Origin of the sequence: Sporocytophaga myxococcoides DSM 11118, assembly GCF_000426725.1 — a bacterium.
Lineage (GTDB): Bacteria > Bacteroidota > Bacteroidia > Cytophagales > Cytophagaceae > Sporocytophaga > Sporocytophaga myxococcoides.
The window spans coordinates 1036945-1059313 of the sequence record NZ_KE384560.1 but is presented as its reverse complement, the minus strand read 5'-3'; the positions used below and the strand labels follow the sequence as shown (position 1 = coordinate 1059313).

General features: G+C 35.2%; 15 protein-coding genes. 5 read left to right on the top strand and 10 right to left on the bottom strand.

The window, feature by feature from the left end:
• Nucleotides 1–40 precede the first annotated feature (40 nt).
• The 3 genes from K350_RS0122810 (at nt 41) to K350_RS0122800 (ending at nt 5400) form a co-directional block, all read left to right on the top strand.
• Nucleotides 41–2992 carry a M16 family metallopeptidase gene (locus tag K350_RS0122810; RefSeq protein WP_051313518.1) on the top strand — a complete coding sequence of 984 codons (2952 nt, stop codon included), beginning with the start codon at nt 41–43 and terminating at the stop codon, nt 2990–2992.
• A 114-nt stretch (nt 2993–3106) separates the two neighbouring features.
• Nucleotides 3107–3907, top strand: coding sequence for a hypothetical protein (locus K350_RS0122805; protein WP_028981890.1), 801 nt, complete (start codon nt 3107–3109; stop codon nt 3905–3907).
• A 260-nt stretch (nt 3908–4167) separates the two neighbouring features.
• Entirely contained in the window at nt 4168–5400 is a 1233-nt protein-coding gene (locus K350_RS0122800; protein ID WP_028981889.1) for an isocitrate dehydrogenase (NADP(+)), read from the top strand.
• 135 nt (nt 5401–5535) lie between these two features.
• Here the strand turns inward: K350_RS0122800 and K350_RS0122795 are convergent, their stop codons facing one another.
• The 7 genes from K350_RS0122795 to K350_RS0122765 all read right to left on the bottom strand — a co-directional run bounded on the left by K350_RS0122795 (nt 5536) and on the right by K350_RS0122765 (nt 17825).
• On the bottom strand, nt 5536–5940 hold the full coding sequence (locus K350_RS0122795; protein WP_028981888.1) for a response regulator: 405 nt from the start codon (nt 5938–5940) through the stop codon (nt 5536–5538).
• Between the two features lie 23 nt (nt 5941–5963).
• On the bottom strand, nt 5964–8693 hold the full coding sequence (locus K350_RS31600; protein ID WP_051313516.1) for a PAS domain-containing protein: 2730 nt from the start codon (nt 8691–8693) through the stop codon (nt 5964–5966).
• 25 nt (nt 8694–8718) lie between these two features.
• On the bottom strand, nt 8719–12453 hold the full coding sequence (locus tag K350_RS31595; RefSeq protein WP_051313514.1) for a PAS domain S-box protein: 3735 nt from the start codon (nt 12451–12453) through the stop codon (nt 8719–8721).
• A gap of 66 nt (nt 12454–12519) precedes the next feature.
• Complete coding sequence (locus tag K350_RS29990) at nt 12520–14367, bottom strand: lytic transglycosylase domain-containing protein (protein WP_051313512.1); 1848 nt, start codon at nt 14365–14367, stop codon at nt 12520–12522.
• On the bottom strand, nt 14364–15005 hold the full coding sequence (locus tag K350_RS0122775) for an O-methyltransferase (RefSeq protein WP_028981886.1): 642 nt from the start codon (nt 15003–15005) through the stop codon (nt 14364–14366). Before K350_RS0122775 ends, K350_RS29990 begins: the two co-directional genes overlap by 4 nt.
• A 4-nt stretch (nt 15006–15009) precedes the next feature.
• Nucleotides 15010–16242 (bottom strand): M16 family metallopeptidase, encoded by a 1233-nt coding sequence (locus K350_RS0122770; RefSeq protein ID WP_028981885.1) that lies wholly within the window; start codon nt 16240–16242, stop codon nt 15010–15012.
• Nucleotides 16243–16283: 41 nt separating this feature from the next.
• Entirely contained in the window at nt 16284–17825 is a 1542-nt protein-coding gene (locus K350_RS0122765; protein ID WP_028981884.1) for a S8 family serine peptidase, read from the bottom strand.
• Between the two features lie 41 nt (nt 17826–17866).
• Here K350_RS0122765 and K350_RS0122760 point away from each other — a divergent pair, with 41 nt between their 5' ends.
• Together K350_RS0122760 and K350_RS0122755 are read left to right on the top strand one after the other, a co-directional pair.
• Nucleotides 17867–19162 carry an aminopeptidase P N-terminal domain-containing protein gene (locus K350_RS0122760; protein WP_028981883.1) on the top strand — a complete coding sequence of 432 codons (1296 nt, stop codon included), beginning with the start codon at nt 17867–17869 and terminating at the stop codon, nt 19160–19162.
• Between the two features lie 130 nt (nt 19163–19292).
• Complete coding sequence (locus tag K350_RS0122755) at nt 19293–20165, top strand: leucine-rich repeat domain-containing protein (protein WP_156027158.1); 873 nt, start codon at nt 19293–19295, stop codon at nt 20163–20165.
• A 72-nt stretch (nt 20166–20237) separates the two neighbouring features.
• On the opposite strand, the gene tsf is transcribed toward K350_RS0122755, so the two are convergent.
• The 3 genes from tsf to rpsI form a co-directional block, all read right to left on the bottom strand.
• Entirely contained in the window at nt 20238–21068 is an 831-nt protein-coding gene (tsf, locus tag K350_RS0122750; RefSeq protein WP_028981881.1) for a translation elongation factor Ts, read from the bottom strand.
• A 112-nt stretch (nt 21069–21180) separates the two neighbouring features.
• On the bottom strand, nt 21181–21939 hold the full coding sequence (gene rpsB, locus K350_RS0122745) for a 30S ribosomal protein S2 (RefSeq protein ID WP_028981880.1): 759 nt from the start codon (nt 21937–21939) through the stop codon (nt 21181–21183).
• Nucleotides 21940–21969: 30 nt separating this feature from the next.
• Nucleotides 21970–22356: a 30S ribosomal protein S9 gene (rpsI, locus tag K350_RS0122740; protein ID WP_028981879.1), complete on the bottom strand. Its 387-nt coding sequence runs from the start codon at nt 22354–22356 to the stop codon at nt 21970–21972.
• Between the last annotated feature and the right edge of the window lie 13 nt (nt 22357–22369).

Below are 22369 nucleotides of genomic sequence, written 5' to 3'. Positions count from 1 at the left end.
TAATATCAATAATTTTTAAACCATAGTTCATAATACTCCAATGATCAGGAAAATTTTCCTTTTACTCCTACTCCCTTTATGGGTATTGGGGCAACCTTCTAAGTTTGTTACAGAGAGACATTCTTCAGGTGAATATACCTTTGAAACAGTTACAAATGATCCTCTGAAAACACGGATCTACACGCTGAAAAACGGGCTGAAAGTTTACATGACAGTATACAAAGACGCTCCAAGGATCCAGACTTATATCGCTGTAAAAGCAGGAAGTAAAAATGATCCAGCAACCAATACTGGTCTTGCACATTATCTGGAACATATACTTTTCAAAGGCACTTCAAAAATCGGAACAAATGACTGGGCTAAAGAAGAACCTTTACTAAAGGAAATAGAAAATCTTTATGAGGTGTACAGAACAACCAGAGACGAGAAGCAAAGAACAAGACTATACCAAAAAATAGACTCCACTTCTCTGCTAGCAGCTAAATTCAGCATACCCAACGAATACGATAAAATGCTCAGTAACATTGGAGCCACAGGAACTAATGCTTATACATTTCTTGAGCAAACTGTCTATGTAAATGATATACCTTCCAACAGCCTGGAGAGATGGGCAGAAATTGAAAGTGAACGTTTTAGTACTGTTGTTCCACGTTTATTCCATACAGAGCTGGAAGCCGTTTATGAAGAAAAAAACAGGGGGTTGGACAATGATAAGAGAAAAGTATATGAGGCAATGATGTCTGGACTTTTCCAAAGGCATCAATACGGAACCCAGACAACAATAGGTACTGTAGAACATCTGAAAAACCCTTCCATAACAGAAATAAAAAAATATTTTGACAGATATTATGTTCCCAATAACATAGCAATATGTATGAGTGGTGATTTCGATCCTGAAAAAGCGATCAGAATCATTGATAAAAGCTTTAGCAGGCTAAAGGAAAAAGCTGTTGCGCCATTCACTCCTCCTACAGAGAGTCCGATTAAAAGACCTGAAAAAATTGATGTTTACGGACCTGATGCAGAAAATCTTACAGTGGCTTTCAGATTCAATGGCATAAAAGGACAAGAAGTTAAAAATAATTTTATTCCAGATTTTTATTACCTAAAACTTATAAGTCTCCTACTCACTAATGGGCAGGCCGGCCTGATAGACTTAAACCTCAATCAGAGACAAAAAGTACTATCTGCCTTTGCCTATGACATGGCATTAAATGATTATTCAATTTTTGTAATGGGTGGAAGACCAAAACAGGGACAGACATTGGAAGACCTAAAGGTGTTATTGCTCGCCCAATTGGATTCATTAAAAAAAGGAAAATTTGAAGAATGGCTCATTAAAGCCACCATCAATGATATCAAGATGTCGAAAATGCAGTCTTATGAAAGCAACAAAGCCAGAGCTGATGCATTTGTCGAAAGCTTTATCACTGGAGAACCATGGCAGAGAAGCGTGGAAGAAACAGAAGTCCTTTCCTCTATCACCAAAGAACAAATCGTAGAATTTGTAAAACAAAGATTTGATTCAAATTATGTAGCTGTTTACAAATTTACAGGTACTGATACCACAATCAAAAAAGTACCCAAACCGCAAATATCGCCTGTGCCTCTTAATAGAGAAGATCACTCTCCGTTCTTTGAGTTTGTAATGAATCAGCCTAGCGATAGCATTAAACCGGTCTGGATAGATTTCAATAAAGAATTATTGCAATTCAAAACTAAGACTAATCTACCTGTCACTTATAAAAAGAACACGGAGAATGACATATTTACACTTAACTATGTATGGGATATCGGAAGAGAACATTCACCAAAGTACGGCCTTGCAGTTAGTTACCTTGACTTTTTGGGAGTAAAAGGTTTATCAAGTGAAGAACTGAAAAAAGAGTTTTATAAAATAGGATGTTCCTATTCATTCTCGATGTCAGCAGATGCTATGTTCTTTACCCTTACAGGACTTCAGGAGAATTTCAATCAAGCTCTAAAACTTTTTGAAAAAATACTTAAGACTCCACAGGAAGATCCTGTAGCTTATAATAACCTTGTAGAAAGGTCACTAAAAGCCAGAAAAGACAATAAGCTTAACAAGGACATAATATTCCGTTCAGGACTTGTGAGTTATGCTAAGTATGGCCCCCACTCTCCTTTTACAACAATACTTTCAGAAGAGCAACTGCGCTCTATGAAGCCTTCCGAATTGACTGACATAGTAAAAAGTCTTAACTCTATAAAGCATCGTGTTCTTTATTACGGGCCGACAGACGCTGCCAAACTCAACAAAAGTCTTTCTTCAAATCACAAATGCGGAACTGAATTAAAGGATCCTCCGGCTCCGGAAAAATTCGCTTTACAGGAAATAAATGAAAATGAAGTACTATGGGCTAATTATGAAATGGTACAAGGTGAAGTAATCTTCTTATCTAAATCAATTACCTATGATAAAGAAATACTTCCGCAGATAGCTTTATTTAATGAATATTTTGGAGGGAGTATGAGTTCTATTGTATTCCAGGAATTAAGAGAATCAAGAGCTTTAGCATACGCAGTAAAGTCAAGATATGAAAATGCGTGGAGAAAAGGTGATCCAAATTATATAACATCATATATAGGAACTCAGGCAGACAAGATTAAAGAGGCTATTGACGGAATGCTGGAGCTTTATGAAGACATGCCCCAATCAGAGGTGCTATATCAAAATGCAAAATCTTCAATCATCGAAATTGTAAACACACAAAGGATCACCAAATTTGCAGTTATATCAGAATATGAAAGACTGAAAAAACTTGGGATAGATTATGATATCAGAAAAGAAGTTTACGAAAAAATAAAAACGTTATCACTCACTGACCTTAAAAACTTTCATGATAAATTCTATAGAGGCCAGAAGAAAGCATATGTTATCATCGGATCTAAAGACAGAATTGATTTCGATAAGCTTTCTAAATATGGAAAAGTAAGAGAACTGAAGCTTGAAGAGTTATTCGGGTATTAAAACTCTTGATTATTAAAAGTCACATAGAGGCAGCTCATAAATGAATGAGCTGCTTTTTTGATCCTACTTTACTTCGACTTTTTTAGTATTTTTAAAGAAAACCATTTTTATAATATGAAATATAAAATTTTACTTTCTGTATTATCTTTTACTGCACTTATTTCCTGTAAAAAAGATAAAGACTATCCTGCACCTTCCCCAGAACCCCAATGCTATGTAAAGTCGGTATCATACAGCCAAGATGATGAAGCATACAGCCTTTATTATACTCAGATAAGGTCATTGGATGGTAAAACTGCTGAGTTTACTTATTCTGATGACAGTGATCTAAGCAGCAGTCAGGTAAAATATGCAAAAGCAGTTATTTCAGATAAATACATCATCGGAAGTTTATTTGATAAAAATAAAAACCCCTTTGGCATCAATGATACTATTTGGATTAATGAAAGGAAACTTCCAGTTAAGTCAATAGAACATTTTAATTTTGATGATGGGAGTATTATTATTGACCGGACAGATTATTATTATGAAAACAATTTACTTGTCAAAACCATCACTCAAAGAAGCGAAGATGGTGAACCGTCAGAAAGAATAAAATTATTTAACTATATTAATGGAAACTGCAGCCAAACCAGGGAATTTGAAAATAAAAAAGGCATTGATGTCCACGATACTACATATGTAGATTTTGAATATTACCTTGATAAACCTGCTCAGAAAGAGTTAATGTATGAATTTGGTAATCCAGGAAAATATCTCATAAAAAGAGCAATAGAAAATCGTAAGGGACAATTCAAATATAAACATTCCATCAATTATACCTATGAAATTAACTCCAACGGGTTTGTAACAAAACAAACTGTTGAACGCGATGGCGAATTGTATTTCACAAAATACGAGTATACTTGTCAATAAATATTATTTTCTTTTAAAGAAAAAACTGATCAAAATATGGTCAGTTTTTTCTTTAAAAGAATTTTTCAGATACCCTATCGACTCCGTCATTCCCTACTATATCATAACGAAATCTGCATTTCTTACCCACTTCCTGCACGATCTAGGGCAAAATTCTTGTCTCTTGACTCTTACCTGTTATATTTGCACCTCAATATAAGTCAGGGATTCCTGCAATGAACTATTATTCAACTTAAAATAACCATTTAATTTTTGCAAAAATGAACAAGATTAAAGTTGCAAATCCAGTAGTGGAACTTGATGGAGATGAAATGACCAGAATTATCTGGAAATTTATCAAAGATAAACTTATCACTCCTTACATTGATGTTGATATTAAGTACTACGACCTTGGTATCGAGCACCGTGATGCGACCAACGATCAGGTAACTGTTGATGCTGCTGAGGCAATAAAAAAATATCAGGTTGGTATCAAATGCGCGACTATCACTCCAGATGAGGCGCGTGTAAAAGAATTCAACCTTAAGCAAATGTGGAAATCTCCAAACGGAACAATCAGAAACATCCTTGATGGAACCGTTTTCCGTGAGCCTATCGTAACGAACAATGTTCCAAGACTTGTTCCAAACTGGACTGCACCTATCTGTATAGGTCGTCATGCTTTCGGTGATCAGTACCGTGCAACTGACACTGTAATCAAAGGAAAAGGTAAATTAACTCTAACATTCACTCCTGAAGGTGGCGGTGAGCCTCAGACATTTGAAGTATACAACTTTAAAGGTGATGGTGTTGCCCTTGCGATGTACAACACAGATGAGTCTATCAGAGGTTTTGCACAATCTTGCTTTAACCTTGCGCTTCAGAAAAAATGGCCTCTATATTTCTCAACTAAGAATACTATCCTTAAGAAATATGACGGTCGTTTCAAAGATATCTTTGAAGAGACTTATGAAAAAGAATTCAAAGCTAAATTCGAAGCTGCAGGTCTTACATATGAGCACCGTCTGATCGATGACATGGTTGCTTCTGCACTTAAAATGAATGGAAACTTTGTTTGGGCTTGTAAAAACTATGATGGAGACGTTCAGTCTGACATCGTTGCTCAAGGATTCGGTTCTTTAGGTCTAATGACTTCTGTACTTATTACTCCGGATGGAAAAGTACTTGAAGCAGAAGCTGCTCACGGAACTGTTACTCGTCACTATAGAGAGCATCAGAAAGGTAAACCAACTTCTACCAATCCAATTGCTTCTATCTTCGCATGGACCAGAGGTCTTGCTTTCAGAGGAAAACTGGACAACAACCAGGATCTAATCAAATTCTGCGAGGCTTTGGAGCAAGTTTGCGTTGAGACAGTAGAAAGCGGTAAAATGACTAAAGATCTTGCAGTGTCTGTTTATGGAAGCAACGTAAAGCATGGAGAGCATTTCTTGTACACAGAAGAATTCCTTTCTGCAATTGACACCAATCTTAAAGCTAAACTTTCTAAGTAATATTATATTTACTGAAAAGATAATACAAAAGGGGCTGTTAGTGAACAGCCCCTTTTTTATGTATGTTTTTAAGAAAAAAAGAAGAAATAAAAAAACCTCCGAAGGGAGGCTTTTACAATAATCTTTCTTGGAATATTACAATATCGTTTTTAAATCATCCAGAGCTTCTTCTGAGAGAGGCTTAGTGATAAAATTTATCACATATTCATTATCGACAATTCTATCGATGTCTCTTTTACTGTCTGAGCTTGAAAGAATAACTATCTTACACTTGTCTTTAACTGGGTCTGGGAAGTTTTCATATTCAAAAAGGAAAACAAACCCATCAACTATCGGCATGTTTATATCAAGAAAAATCAGATCAGGCAAGACATCCAGGTTAGACTTGTTCGATTCTAAAAATTCCAAAGCACTCTTCCCTGAATTTTTAACAATTATATTTTTTGCAAATCCGGTTAGCTCGATTACTCTTTTATGGATAAAATTATCTGTATCATTATCATCTACCAGCATTACAGAATTTACCTGTACCTCTTTCATAAAATCTAAATATACTTTTACTTTTAGTTTATATCATTTACCAGATTTGGGATAACGACTTTAAATGAACTTCCTTCATCAAGCTCTGAAGATACGTCAATAGATCCTCCGAGTTTTTTCACCGCATTCTTTACAATGTACAATCCCAATCCGGACCCATACGAATTTTCTGAAGCTCTGTAAAACATATCAAAAATTTTGTTGATATGTAAGGGATCAATTCCACTCCCATTGTCTTCCACAACAATCTCAGCCTTCTCGTAGTCCGTCTTAATTGAAATGTTAATATAGGGAATATTATTTTCAAATCTATGGTATTTTATAGCGTTTGAAATTAAATTGTTTACAATGGTACTTAAGCGTGTAAGATCTGAGTAGAAATTTACATTTATATCAACACTCTTATTAATTCTGATTTTTTCAGCATGTTCCATATACTTAAGATTGTTGAGTGACTCTTCCAGTACAATGCTGAAATCAATAATATTTGCTTCTATATCTAGCCTGGTATTGCGTGAGAAAGTGGTGAGGTCTTTAATAAATGCATCGAGACTATTGACGCTTTTACTCATCATGTCAAGATACATATGCTGAGTAGAATCTTTGCTTTCAAGCTTAGCCAGTTTAATAAGTCCCATCACTGATCTCAAAGGTGCTTTAAGATCATGGGAAGCTTTATAAACAAAGCTGTCCAACTCAAAATTTGTATTTATTAATTCATTTTCGGTGTTCTTTCTCTTGGTAATATCATGGCAATTAAGAACAATACCCTGGATTACAGGATCACTAAGCAAATTAACTGCAACAATTTCAACAATCTTCGAAGATCCACTGCGAGTAAGAATCTTAAGCTCTTCTGCTGTTTGATTCTGACCTGGACAAGCAATCGTCTCTGATAAGAATTTAGAGATCTTATCTATTCCTTCATGATCAAACAGATCAAATATAGTCTTACCCACAAGACTGATATAGGTGTGCCCTAGGATACGGGCTACAGAAACACTCACATAAGATATTTTAAAATCCTCATTAAGGATCATTATAATATCGGAGGAGTTTTCAATTAACGCTCTAAACTTTTTCTCATTATCCTGAAGTATTTTTTCAAGCTTCTTTCTTGCCGTAATATCTCTTATAATCCCCTGTAATAACCCTCCATCCAGTCTTGTAGCACTAAGTTCTACCGTAAATTCTGAGTTGTCTTTTCTTTTGCATACAAGTTCAGTAATGACAGGCTCATTATTGAATAAAGCAAAGATGAGCTCTTCTTTTACACTTTTCAGGTCTACCAGGCTTCGAACATTCAGTTTTTGAAACTCCTGATCTGAATATCCGAACATCTCGCAGGCTTTGGCATTTACGCTCAAAATATTACCGGACTTATCGGTAAGATAAATTCCGTCTGACGCCTGCTCCATAAGCATTTTGTACTTACTCTCGCTTTCTCTTATAGCCTTTTCTGCTTCTTTAAGATCAGTTATATCTATGGAAATACTAAGCACTCCTGGCTTTGTAGCATCTTCAAAATAAAAAGGAATTTTGATAGTCTGATAAGTATAGTTCCTATCAAGGAAAGTCAGAGATTCTTCAGGAATAAATTTTTCTCTGGCATTCTCAATAACCTCTCTGTCATCTTTAAGCAATTCCACAGATAATACAGGATCAATAAAATCACTGTCTTTTTTACCTACCATTTCTTCCGGAACTACTTCATATCTGTCTGCCAATGTTTTATTGACAATAACAAACCTACCTTCATTATCTTTCAGGAATATCGGATGTGGCACCAAATCTATAATCTGATTAAGGATTTTCCGGCTCTCTTCTATTGTCTTTTTATCTTTTACCCTTTCAGTAATGTCTGAAATTCTTACAAGCCAGTAAGCTTTTGTGCCTACCTGGATTTCAGTTATAGCTTCGCTCCCCCAGAAAGTTTGGCCAAACACAGTTTTAAATTCCAGTTCCTGAACAAGAAAACGATTTTTATCAACCTTCTTTTTTAAGTTATTCCAGGCTCCTGTGCTGTTAGGGTATTTCAACAGAAAGTTGAGATTATTACCAATCAGATCTCTTCTATCCTGAATTTTAAAAATTGAAATAGCTCTTTCATTACAATTCAAAATAATAGAACTTGAAGGATCCGCAATTAACATGGCATCCGGAGATTCATTGAAAATGGTATTCAAAAGATTTTCCCGTATTTCAAGTCGCTTTTCTATTTCAAACCTGCTGTTAAAAAAAGTGACAATAGCAACACAAAAAATTCCTATCAGGCTAGTTTTAACAAATATATCGAGATAAGAATCCAGACACAGGAACGCAGATATAAAAAAAGCAATAAAGATACATGTGAGATAAATCTTAAGATGTAGACGATTCTGAAAAGCCAGACAGATGATTACTATCAGTAATATAAACTCAAGCAGGTAATTCGTTGCGAAATAATTCCTCCTTATAAGAAACAGAATATAAATGGAATAGGAAAAAATAACCAAATAATTCAAATATGCTATCTTATCTCTGTACTTCCAGATAAAAGATAGTACCAGAATGAGAATTAACCCTGAAGAAAGCACGAGCCTGATTAAAAGCGGATCAAATGCCTCCGGGTTTTCTTTTACAAATAAGTACCTTAGCAGTAAAGTAAAAGCAGTTGTAAGGAATAAAATAATCCTATAAACAGAAATATCAGATTTTCTGCTTTTTATATTTCGTTCGTCTTTTGCAGTTAATATGAGATCTGCAATTTCCATCCTATTCTAAAAACTTAAAATAATACTAATAATAATTATTATTTTCCAAATTAGGAAGATTTAAGCGGAATGTTGTCCCTTTTCCAAATTGAGAAAAAACTTCAATTTTCCCATTTAATTTTTCAACAACCTGTTTTGTAATGTATAGACCTAATCCTGAGCCATAAGAGTCTTGAGAAGCTCTAAAAAACATATTAAATACTTTATTCAAATATTCTTCGCGGATGCCTCTTCCATTATCTGTGATTGAAATTTCAGCTCTGTCCGGAAAGGTCGTTACCGATAATTCAACAAAAGGTTTGACACTCTTATGATTTTGATACTTAATCGCATTACTTAACAGATTCTGAAAAATAATAGTGATTCTTCTTGAATCTGAATAAAAAGGTACATTTGTCATAAAGTTTTTCCTCATATCGATCTCCTCTGCCTTTTCCATATATTTCAGATTTTCTATACAATCCGCAATTGTAGCATTAAAATCAATTTTTTCAACTTCAATTTCAGTCCTACTGTTTCGGGAAAAATCTGTTAAATCAGAAATAAAGTAATCCAGTTTATCTATACTTTTCTCAGCCAATTTAAGATAATAATTTCTTTGATCTTCATTCTCTTCAAATTTAACAAGTGAAATAAGTCCTAATACTGATCGAAGAGGTGCTCTGAGATCATGAGATGCCCTATAAACGAAACTATCCAGTTCGAAATTGGCCTGAATAATAGCATTTTCTGATTTTTTTCTTTGAGTAATATCTCTGGCAAATACGCTAGCGCCACTTATTTCGTCTTTATCTGAATAAATGGGGTTAAAATTGATTTCAAAGGATAGGAAATCATCCGGAATCTGCAATTCAACCGCAAATCGTTCTCCTTTCAGAGCTCTTGTGTGCTGTTCCTTCCAATAATCTCTGACATGAGATGGAAAGATATCAGTTAATTTATCACCAACCCTGGCCTCATAGTGAAAATATTTTCTCGCAAATCCCTGAAAAGCATTGTTCATTGTCGTGAAATGATAGTGCGTATTTATCGACCAGACAATATCACTAGTATTTTCAATGAGCGCCGTAAGCCTTGCTTGATTTTCCCTCAATGCATCTTCAGCTCTTTTCCTATTAGTTATAACGGTAATATTCAGAAGCACATTCAAAGGTTTTCCTCCCGGATCCCTTTCTATTATTACATGACGATTGTTTACCCATTCATAATAGCCATTTTTATGCTTCAATCTATACTCAATAGAAGAACTATCTACTCCTCTGGATTTTAAATATTTATTCCAATGCCTGGCAACTTTATTCACGTCATCAGGATGAACGATTTTTTCCCAGGCATCTGAATAAATTAATTCAGTAGCGGAAAATCCTAAGATTTTATCCCTGTTAAAATATTTGATCTTCCTCTCTTCAAGGTTTATGATATAGATAATATCCGGTGAATTTTCAGCAAGACTCCTAAATTTTCCCTCACTCGATAGTAAAGCAGAAATATTTCTGTCTCTTTCGAATTCAGCAAGAAGACGTAATGAAAGTAGATTTAAAATTATTTCAAGAAAAGAGTGATTTATAAATTTTCCTTTTCTCATTAATAAAATACCACCTATCACATTTCCAGAACTGCCTACTAAGGGTAATGCACAGAGGTTACGGATCCCCTTGTTATAGATTTCAGGAAATTCTTTTAATTCCTCTTCAAAGTGGAAAAAAGTGTTTTCACCGAACACTCTTGACCAGAAAGGATTCTTTAAATCATTTGAAATTTTGAATTCATCAAGCTGTGCTCCCCATTGCCCCTTAATTATAATTCCTGCATCTTCTTTCTCTATAAAAAATACATGATCAGCGGCAAAATGCTTACCTAAGTGTTCTGCAAGTGAAGTATAAAAAGCACTAGAGTTATTATCTTCAATTCCTTTCGAGACTTCTAAAAGTGATTCTTCTGAAATGATTCTTTCTGAAACATCATTTAATATCCCAATGAAGTTTGTTAAACTCCCATCTTTATTAAACACAGGAGAAATCGACAATTCTTTGTAAAATACTGTCCCGTCTTTTTTATAGCTTTTTACAACTGTTCTAACGGGTACGTTTTTATCCTTTACTTCAGTTATCCTTTTCAGCTCTTCCTTATTAGGCTCCAATTCCAGCAGAAATACACTACTCTTTCCTACCACTTCATAAATCGGGTATCCAGTAATGGTCTCTATTGCACTATTGGCATAGATGACAGGATTATCCTCCTGCAAAAAATCTGTTATGATTACGCCGTTTTTACTATTGTCTATTGCCCTTTCAAGTAATAGTAAATATTCTTCCCTGCTTTTTGATTCTGATACATCCCGCATGTTTACTACTATTCCCTGAACATATGGATCATCAGTTAAATTATTAAAGATGCAATCTACATATACAGTTTTTCCGCTTTCAGAAACGAATCTGTGCTCTATTGAGAGCTGAAGCTTATTCGATAAAATATCTTCAAACCTGTTATTAAAGTTTTCTTTTTCATCGGGATGAACAAATGACAAATATTTTTTGCCACCCAATTCTTCTGCATTCATCTGAATGATTCTGCTACTGGAAGGACTTGAATACTTTATAGTACCGTATTCATCCAGAACCATAATGAGATCTGAAGAATTGAGAAATAAAGAACGAAAACGGGCTTCTTTTTCTTCGAGAACAACCTGTGACCTTTTTCTTTCTGTAATGTCCGTTATTTTTATACAAATACCCAGTACTACATCATTTTCAAAAACAGGAAAATAATTGACTTCTACCCAGCTGAGTTCATTCTTTGCCGGAGAAAGATTATACTCCTTTTCTAAGGTTAATCCCTTTTTTACTTCTTCAAAAAAAGAAATAGAAAAAAGCGACAGCCCTTTCTTTTCCAAGTCTTCAAGAGATGTACCGATTACAACTTTAGTTTTGAGTAAATCTTCAGCCCATTCAAAAGCCTTCGTATTGGCGGTTATTATTTTAGCATGTAGGTCGAAAAGAAATATAAACTGATTACTATTCTCGAAAATTGCATTAAGACTTGCAGCTGAGGAACGATAGGCTTTTCCTGTATTTGTCTTTTCGGTGGCATCTTCAAATACCGCCAAATGTATGCCTGGCAGGAAGTCTGCAACTCCTCTAAACTCTATATACCTGACCTCTTCTTTACTGATTTTAAATTTATAAAACCCATCTATGAATTTATTCTTCATAAATCCATTCCAGTAACTGTTTTGATCTTCAACAGTCTGGTGAGGAAAGAGGTGCTTAATATTACTATTCCTTATCGTATCTATAGATAAATTATAAATTTTTGCTGCAGCTGGGTTTGCTTCGAGTATTTTACCATCATTTCCGATTAAAAAAATTCCCTCCAAAACTGAATCAAAAAGTTTGTCAAAATCCCCTTTTAGGAATCCTCCCTGTTTTTCGTTCAGCCAAAAATGAAGTGTTTGATCATTACCTGATTTGTCATAAATGAGTTCGCACTCATACAACTTATCTTGTTTCCCATAAGGCGCAATAAGCACTCTGGAAGAAGTGTCCAGCAAAGCATTAAAAGAAGATATTGATTTTAAATCCTGAGAAAAAATTTCAAGGATATTGCCTTCCTTGAGCGCAAAGTAGTCTTCTCCAAACAGATCTTTTGCCTTTCTGTTAAGATAGACTAATGAAAAAGTCCTGTCTGTAATAATTAATGGAACAGGAGCAGATTCAAGGATGGAGGTTAAATCTTTTTTATCTAGATTTTTGATATTCAAGCTTCTTAAAGAATCTTAAATCTAGATAATTTGTACAAAACCTGCTGTTGAAGTTAAGTCAAAATATTACTTAACCTTCAAAATTTTCAATTCTTCACCAATTGAAACTGTATTATCAATTTTCCCATTCCACTCCTGAATATCCTTTACTGATACGCCATATTTTCTGGAAATACTATAAAGTGTTTCTCCTTTCTCGACTTTATGAATGGAAAAATTACCTGATCCGAAAATTTTAGCTGAGTTGATTCTAGTTTTAGGGGAAGAATTAATTTCTCTAATTTTTAACTGGTATCCCGGTTTTAAGCCACCCTCCAAATCATTATAATATTTTAGAGAATCAACTGTAGTTGAATACATTTTAGAAATTCCGTATAATGTTTGACCAGCCTCTACTATGTGAATCTTATATCCTTTCTCTGTGGTTGGCTTGATATACCCATCCATAAAAATGGATTCATCTTCAGGCTTGGTTCCCTGATTTTTTAATTCTGGTTTCGCTTCCGGTTTTGCCTCTTCCTTCACTGGAGGCTTTTCTTCAGGTTTAATATCATTAACCACTTCTGTAATCTGAACTGGTGGTTTTACTACTTCAGGAGTCTTTTCAATAGTTACAGGTTTAATTTCTATCGGTGTATCTTTTGGACGTCTTTTCTTCAACCATAATACTCGTCCAGGCTTAAGGCCGTTTTCAGACAGCTTCATCCTGTTCTTCCTCTTGATATCATTGACTCTTATCCCGTATTGATCGGAAACGTCCAGCAGCGTTTCTCCCGGCTTTACTATATGGAACATTACAATGGCTCTGCTTCGTTTAGGCTCCAGATAGTATATCTTTCCGCCTTTTACCTTGTCAAAAGAATTCAGATCATTATAGTCCAATAGCTGATTTGTTGTTATTCCGCCCTGGTAGGCAAGCTTTGCAAAAGAATCACCTTCTTTGGCCTTGATAACCTTAAGCCCGTTGATCTCGGATAAGATTGCAATCTCACCTACTGGTATGTTAGGAACAACTTCTTCCTGTTTTCTTTTGAATATTCTCCATCCTCCTCTTCTTTCGACATCCTCACTCTTCTTTTCATTTTGAGATGCAATTATAGCTTCCTGATCTGCTTTGGAAAGCAGCACGACTACGTAGTTTTTGTCGTCAGGTATTCTTTTGCATAGAACCCATTTATTATGGTCTAAAACATCCTCTTTAGCAATGCTTGTTTCATCCGCAATTTCTTCAAGAGACTTATGGTGACAATTGGTATATTCCACAAGCTTAAATAAAGGTTTGGGATTTTTACCGATCTTGTCCTGATAAGCTATTTTATGAGCGAGAAATGTCCTGAAATACCAGTGAATATTACTGTCAATTTCCATTTTCCGACTTCCTATATATTTCTTATCAATATGAGACTTGACCCCACCTAGTCCGGTATTATATGCAACTAAAGCATACACCCAGTTATCCAGTGTTGCATTGTGGCGTTTCATATATGTTGCTGCTCCTCTGCTTGCCGAAATAATATTCATTCTTTCATCAATATCCCGATCCACTCTTAAGCCTACTTCAATAGCTGTTTCCTTTTTAAATTGCCAATACCCAACTGCATTTGACGAAGAAACTGCATCAGGTCGCAGACTGCTTTCCTGTATGGCCAGGTATTTAAAATCGTCGGGAAATCCTTCTTCTTTAAAGACTCTTTCAACTAATGGAAAATAAAGATCTGCCCTGTCGATCTTAAGCTGAAAGTATTTAGGATTTCTGACGAGGGCATCTACCTCTGCCTGAATTGTCTTTCTCGCTTTGTCAGTAAGCCTTAGTTCCATGTCAGCAAAATATATTTTTTCCGGCACTTCCGGGCTCTGACCAAGTACTAGCTGATGAATAAAAATTAACCAGACAAACAATCCTTTTTTTATCATTTCTTTCGTATTAATAAAAGTCCATCTCTTACAGGCAGCATCACATTTTCAACCCTGTCATCATTCTGAACCATGTCGTTAAAGTCCATAAGTGCTTTAGTATCTTTATCCATCTTGAGGATATCTTTAAATACCTTGCCGCTCCAAAGCACGTTATCAGCCAATATATATCCACCCTTCTTGACCTTGTCAAATACCAGATCATAGTATTTCTGATAATTGATTTTATCAGCATCAATAAAGACAAGATCAAATTGCATCTCAAGCTCTGGAATTATCTCAAGAGCATTACCAATTCTCTGTTCTATCTGCTTTCCCTTATTTGACTGTTCAATGAAACTACGTGCAAAAGATTCTATTTCTTCATTAACATCTATTGTCATGAGTTTTCCTTCAGGAGGTAATCCTTCGGCAAGGCATATAGCTGAGTACCCTGTATAGGTGCCTATTTCAAGCACAATATGGGGTTTTATCATATGAGAAATCATAGAAAGAAACCTTCCCTGTATATGCCCGGAGACCATTCTCGGCATTAAAATCTTGGCATGCGTTTCCCTGTCAAGTCTCTTTAATAGGTCTGATTCAGGAGTAGAATGCTGCTCTACATATTGCTCCAGATCTTTTGAAATAAATTCCATTATTTTATTCAGGAAGGTAAGTGAGGTAACTAAACTGATCTTCATCAAAGATTTCTTCTGCGATCTCCTGTAATTCCAGAGCAGAAGTTTTTCTGATCTTTTTGAATATCTCATTAAGATCTTCAATCTGACCAAGGTCAAGTAAACTCTTTCCCATCATTTGCATGAAAGAAATATTGCTTTCCTCTGCCATTGCAAGTTGACCAATAAGCTGTTCCTTGCAGGTATGCAATTGCAGACTTCCAAGCGGACTGTCTTTGAGTTTGCGTAATTCCTTTTTTACCAGGTTAAGACTTTTTTCTACCTGTTTTTTTTCCGTTCCAAAATATATTGAAAGGTTGCCCGTATCTACAAATGAGTTGTAATTAGCTTCCACATTATATACAAGACCATGTTTTTCTCTCAAAGACATATTTAACCTTGAATTCATACTTGGCCCTCCTAGAAGGTTTATTAGCATAAAAAAGGGTAATCTTTTTTCATCTTTTATGGAATAAGCTTTATTCCCCAATATGCAATGCGCTTGTTGGATTTTCTTATTAACCACTAAGATTTTTGGCTTATAAGAAATAAATGGGCTTCTCTTTTTCTTAACCGCCCGAAGTGGAATTTCTGAAAAATACTTTTCTGCGAGCTTCTTTACTTTGCTTACAGGAATATTGCCAACAGAAGAAAATATGATTTTCCTGGTATCAAGATTATTTCTTAAAAAATCAATAAAATGCTTTTTCTGAAATGATTTGACAGTCTTATTCTTCCCAAGGATAGTATGAGCCAAAGAATGCTTACCATAAATGAGTTCTTCAAAGTCCTCATGTACTGACTCTTCAGGAGAGTCTTCATACATGGACATTTCCTCCAATATGACAGTCTTTTCCTTTTCTATTTCTTTCTCCGGAAAAGTAGAATTGAAAGTAATATCAGCCAGCAGATCTACCGCTTTTTCGTAGTGATCATCAAGGATTGAAGCATAAAAACAGATTTTTTCCTTGGTTGTATATGCATTCAACTCGCCCCCAAACACCTCAAGTCTGTTGATAATGTGAAAAGATTTGCGTTTTTGGGTTCCTTTGAAAGCCATATGCTCCCAAAAGTGTGCGATGCCATGTTCCTCCGGATGCTCGTCCCTGCTACCGACATCCAGCACAAATCCGCAATGGGCTATTTTAGTATGGGATACAAATCTATGAACAACCCTGAGCCCATTGCTCAGGGTAAAAATTTCATAATCTTTCATTAAACAAATTAACTCATAAGTACTGACAAATCGAAATTCAACTAGTCCCAGATGATCTCCAGCACTTCCTGACCAAAAGCAACAGTAGTTCTGGCTATGCCTGGTATTCTCTTGATTTTCAGTTTACCTCTGTGCACTGTACCGATTTCCTGATATTTTACAATCGTTTGATTCTTTTTATGGAATAAAACTATATCTGCATTAAGATCTTTATCTATTTTTATCTGGACCTTGGAGCCTGAAACATGTTTTTCATCAGAATGAGTTAATTTTAACTCTGGGTTTTCCATAAGAGCTATAGCTCTTGAAGCTAAAGGAACTCCATAACCAATAAAATTATTTCCATAAGGATATAAATGGCCACTTTTTTCCATTATTACTTTTAATTCTTTATTAGATTTATTTGGATCCATTTGCATCAGACAAGCGACAAATCCTGCAACAGCAGGAGCTGAGAAAGATGTTCCATTAGGTGAAAAACAGCTTACATTGGGTTTCATATAACTTAAAAACTCCGGACCAATGCTGCTGTATGATATTTTATCCCAATATCTGTCTCTTGTTGCTCCCACAGATAGCACACCTTCGGCATCTGCAGGAGAAGATATGATTCTCCACCCAGGGTTACTTCCCTCATTTCCGGCAGAAACTACTACAAATATTCCTTTATCAGCAACTGCTGTCTGAGCTGCTTTACTTATCCTGGTTGTTTTACCATTCATTTCTTCCGGCTTGTAATTTTCCTTTGGATCATCCATGTTTATGGCATATCCCAGGGAAGTATTCACCAATCTGACTCCTAAGCTATCCAACCATTCAATAGCTTCAACCCACTTATCTTCCTCCCCTCTGTATTCTTTTGCTCCGTTTTCAGTTCTTGCTAGATAAAAATTACTGTTTACCGCAAGACCTGTCTGAGTTTTCTGCTGAGAGTAATATCCGCTTATCATCTGCAGTACCGTTGTTCCGTGAGAGTCGGCATCGGTAGCAGATTCACTCATTATATCCTTTCTGGAAGGATCCTGAAAATCTCTTTGACCTTTAATTTTTTCCTCCTCAAACAAATGAACAAGGTACCTATCTGAATTAGCCTGAAGAAAGCCTGCATCTATTACGCCTATAGTAATTCCCTCACCAGTAAGATTTTTTGCTAGCATAGCACTTGATTGCATCTGCATCATTGCGATATGATAGTTTTCCGGATTCAGATTCGTTTCCGTGCCTGTAATGATAATATCCCGGTTCACAGGTTCTACAGATTCAACAAAAGACATGTTTGATACCTGCTTCAATTGGTCTGAGGTAAGGAATGCAGATACTGAATTAAACCATCTTGATTTACTTTGAATTTCTACTCCTGAATTTTTAAGGCTTTTAATATATTCCGGGTTAACTGGCACATCAGAATATTGGTAAAGTGCCAGGTTAAATCGTTTTCTGTTTTTGATCGTTTCCGCACTTAAATACTTTTCGTAATCATAATTCTGAATATCTTTATCCTTAAAATTGACCCAGTATTTATTCTGACCGAATGAATAAACTGAGATGAAACAAAAGAATATGGTTTTTATTACTTTATTCATAAATATCAATTTTCAAAAACGATTTATAAAATTACTTTAAAATGAGATACCTACCTATTGATAAAAGCCTTTTTGTAAAAAACAGATCAAATTTTGTTAGTCAACTTAAACCCGGCTCTATCGCGATATTTGTATCTAATGATATATTTCCCACAAATGCTGATGGTACTCTACCTTTTCGGCAAAATAACGATTTATTTTACCTCTCAGGTATAGACCAGGAAGAGACTATTCTTGTTTTATTTCCTGATGCAAAAAATGAATCTTTAAGGGAAATTCTTTTTGTCAGAGAAACAAATGATCATATCGCAACCTGGGAAGGAAATAAACTTACAAAAAAAGAAACTTCAGAGACATCAGGGATTCCCACTATATACTGGTCATCTCAGTTTGAATCTGTATTAAACTCTATAATATTCGACTGCTCTTCGATTTATTTAAACTACAACGAGCATACCAGAGCAGATAAACAGGTATTGTCAAAGGAAGAAAGATTCGCAAAATGGTGTAAAAAACAATATCCTTTGCATTCCTATGAGCGATCAGCTCCTATACTTCACAAACTCCGTTCAATTAAATCAGAAATAGAAATTGCCCAAATGAAAACTGCCGTAAACATTACAGAAAAAGCTTTCAGAAGGGTGTTAAACTTTGTGAAACCTGGAGTAATGGAATACGAAATTGAAGCTGAAATTGCTTATGAATTTCTTAAAAACCGCTCACGTGGACCTGCTTACCAATCTATAATAGCTTCCGGAGCGAGTAGTTGCATTCTCCATTATGTTGTCAATGACCAAAAATGTAAGGATGGGGACATCTTACTGATGGATTTTGGAGCAGAATATGCCAACTATGCTGCAGACCTAACCAGAAGCATACCGGTAAATGGAAAATTCACCTCCAGACAGAAAGATGTTTACAATGCAGTCCTTAAGGTTATGAAAGAGGCCAAAAAGCTTCTGTTGGCTGGGAATAATTATAAAACCTATAATGAAACTGTAGGAAAAATAATGGAGGAAGAGTTAATAAAACTTAAACTTATTGACAGTCAAGACGTTAAAAAACAAGATCCGGTAAATCCATTATACAGAAAATATTTTATGCACGGTGTCAGTCACTATCTTGGTCTGGATGTCCATGATGTAGGTAGCAGAAATGCAATATTTGAAAATGGAATGGTTTTTACCGTTGAACCTGGTATTTACATTAAAGAAGAAGGATTAGGCATCCGTATTGAAAATAATATACTTATTTCAGAGAAAGGTCCTGTTGATTTTATGGAAAATATTCCAATTGAAGCTGATGAAATCGAAGAACTGATGAATTCCGGTAAATAATTTTGTACATTTGCCAGCTCCCAAAAAAACTTCCGCTGAATATGAGGAGGAAGCGTTTTTTGTGAAAAACTTAGTGTAACCTTTGTTTAAAAGCTCAAGTACAAATCAAAAAGGAATAAAAACTACTCCTATGAAACAGTTTTTTACCGTAGGCCTTATTTTCATTCTTATAACGCTTTCCAGTTTTAATCAGCCTGACGCCAAGACTTATTATGAAAATGGTTTAGCCAGTCTCAATAGGAAAGAGTATATACAGGCAATCGGGGAATTTACCAACGCAATTAGCTTAAAACCTGATTTTGCAGATGCTTATTATCATAGAGCATATGCAAAAGATCTTTTAGGTAAAAAAATGGGATTCTTCAGTTCAGAACTATGTACAGATTTTGTCAGTGCAATGAAATTGGGTAAAGAAGACGCTGCTGCAAAACTTGAAAAAAGCTGTATGGGTGAATGCTTTGACCTTGATGGTGCTTTTTTTGAACCAGAAGTAGTTTATTGTGCAGATTTTAGCTCAAAAACTCTTGCAGATTTGCCGGCAAACAGTGATCACCTCATTTACCTGGTAAAACTTAACTTCTTTAATAACAAAGCAACTACAATTTCTGACAAATTTGGAAAACTTACGGCTCTGTTATCATTAGATCTTAATAGCAACCAAATAACAACAGTATCTCCTGCTATTGGGAAATTAGTACATTTGAAGGAGTTAAGCCTGAATAAAAATAAAATCACAACGCTTCCCTACGAATTTGGGAATCTTAAAAATCTAAAGGTCTTAAACCTAAGACAAAATGCATTGACAGAGTTACCAAAATCAGTAGCGACTTTATCATCTCTTGAAACCCTTGACCTGGCACTGAACAAACTTACCACTCTGCCAATAGAAATAGCAAACTTAAAGAATCTTAAAACACTTGTCCTAGTTGGGAATGAATTGAGCAAAAAAGAACAGGATAAGATTAAAGCCTTATTACCAAATACTACAGTTCATTTCGAATAATAAAAATAGAAAGTCATATAAATAAAAAAGTCCCGAAATTCGGGACTTTTTTATTTTACCTAATCTATTAAATTAGTTAACAGATATTCTTCTGAAAGCAGAAACTGTCAAACCTTTCTGAACTCCATCAAGCATTTGGCTGATAGTTTTAGAATTGTCTTTTACGAATTCCTGGTTCAACAAAGTATTGTCTTTGTAGAATTTATTCAATTTACCAAGAGCAATTTTCTCAAGCATAGCTTCTGCTTTTCCTTCAGCTCTTGCCTGCTCTTTACCAATCTCGATTTCTCTTTGAACAACACTTGGATCTACATCATTTTTATCAAGAGCGATTGGTTTCATAGCAGCAATTTGCATTGCAACATCTTTACCTACTTCTGTAAAGTTTCCACCAGCTACACCTTTAAGAGCTACTAATACTCCAAGTTTAGCGCCACCATGGATATATGGAATAACCTGATCTCCAGAAACTCTTTCATAAGAGCTAACTTCCACTTTTTCACCAATCTTACCAACTAAATCAGTAATATGCTCCTGAATTGAAAGGTTACCTGATTTTTGGCTAAGTAACTCATCAATAGATGCAGGTTTATTTTTATCAGCAACTTCAAGGATCATTGATCCCAGTTTCTGAAATTCTTCATTTTTTGCTACAAAGTCAGTTTCGCAGTTCAAAGCAACAATGATTCCTTCGTTGCCTTTGTCATTTGTCTTTACAAATACGGAACCTTCTTTAGCCTCTTTATCAGATCTTGAAGCGGATACTTTTTGACCTTTTTTTCTAAGAATATCAATGGCAGTTTCGAAATCGCCATTTGCTTCAGTTAGTGCCTTTTTGCAATCCATCATTCCGGCACCTGTCATTTGTCTTAGCTTATTAACATCTGTTGCTGATATAGACATCGCTTTAAGTATGTTTAAAGTTTTTATTAAGTTTTGATTGTGAACACCCTAAAAAAAATTGAACATTGAAGGAAGTCCAATGTTCAATTTTATAATTGATAAGAATCTTTAACTATTCTTCGATATCTGCAGATCTCTTAGTCTCTTCTTCTTCTTTCAGCTTTGCATCGTCTTTATCTTTCTTTCTCTCAACCAGACCTTCTTCGATTGCCTGACCGATCGCCTGAGTAATGATTGCTATTGATTTGTAAGCATCATCATTTGCAGGGATTGGGAATTCAACCGTATTTGGGTCAGAGTTGGTATCAACCATTGCAAACACTGGTATATTTAACTTCTTCGCTTCTTTAATTGCGATATGTTCTTTTTTAGCATCTACAACAAAAAGAGCTGCAGGAAGACGAGTTAATTCAGAGATACCTCCAAGTACTTTTTCCAGTTTTTCTCTTTCTCTTGTAATTGTAAGTTTTTCTCTTTTAGCAAGAGCCGTATAAGATTCATCTTTCATCAATTTATCGATAGAAGACATCTTTTTAAGAGATTTTCTTACTGTAACAAAATTGGTAAGCATTCCGCCTAACCATCTTTCTGTTGCATAAGGCATTTTAAGTCTTTTAGCCTCTTCAGCTACAACTTCTTTTGCCTGCTTTTTAGTTGCTACGAAAAGGACTTTTCTTCCTGATCTTACAACACCTTTAATAGCAGCACAAGCATCATCAAGACAAGCAAGTGTTTTATTTAAATCGATCAAGTGGATTCCGTTCTTCTCCATGAAAATGTATGGAGCCATTTTAGGATCCCACTTTCTGGTTAAGTGACCGAAGTGTACACCTGCCTCTAATAAGTCTTTATATTCTATTTTCTTTGCCATCGTCAAATCGAGATCTGAATTTCTATAATATTAACGTTTACTGAACTGGAATCTTCTTCTAGCTTTTCTTCTACCATATTTCTTTCTCTCAACCATTCTTGGATCCCTGGTTGTAAGACCTTCCTTCTTCAGTGGCTGACGACTATCCTCGCTAATTTCGATCAATGCTCTGGTGATTGCAAGTCTAACAGCCTCTGCCTGACCTCTTATACCTCCACCCTGAACATTCACATTTACATCATATTTACCAAGATTATTGGTCAATGCAAATGGTTGATTTACTGTAGTTTGAAGTATTTCATTTGGGAAATACTCTTTTAAATCTCTGTCGTTTACAGTAACATTTCCTTTGCCTGAAGTTAAATATATTCTTGCTACGGATGTTTTTCTTCTGCCTATCTTATTTATAGTTTCCATTAACTATATTTCT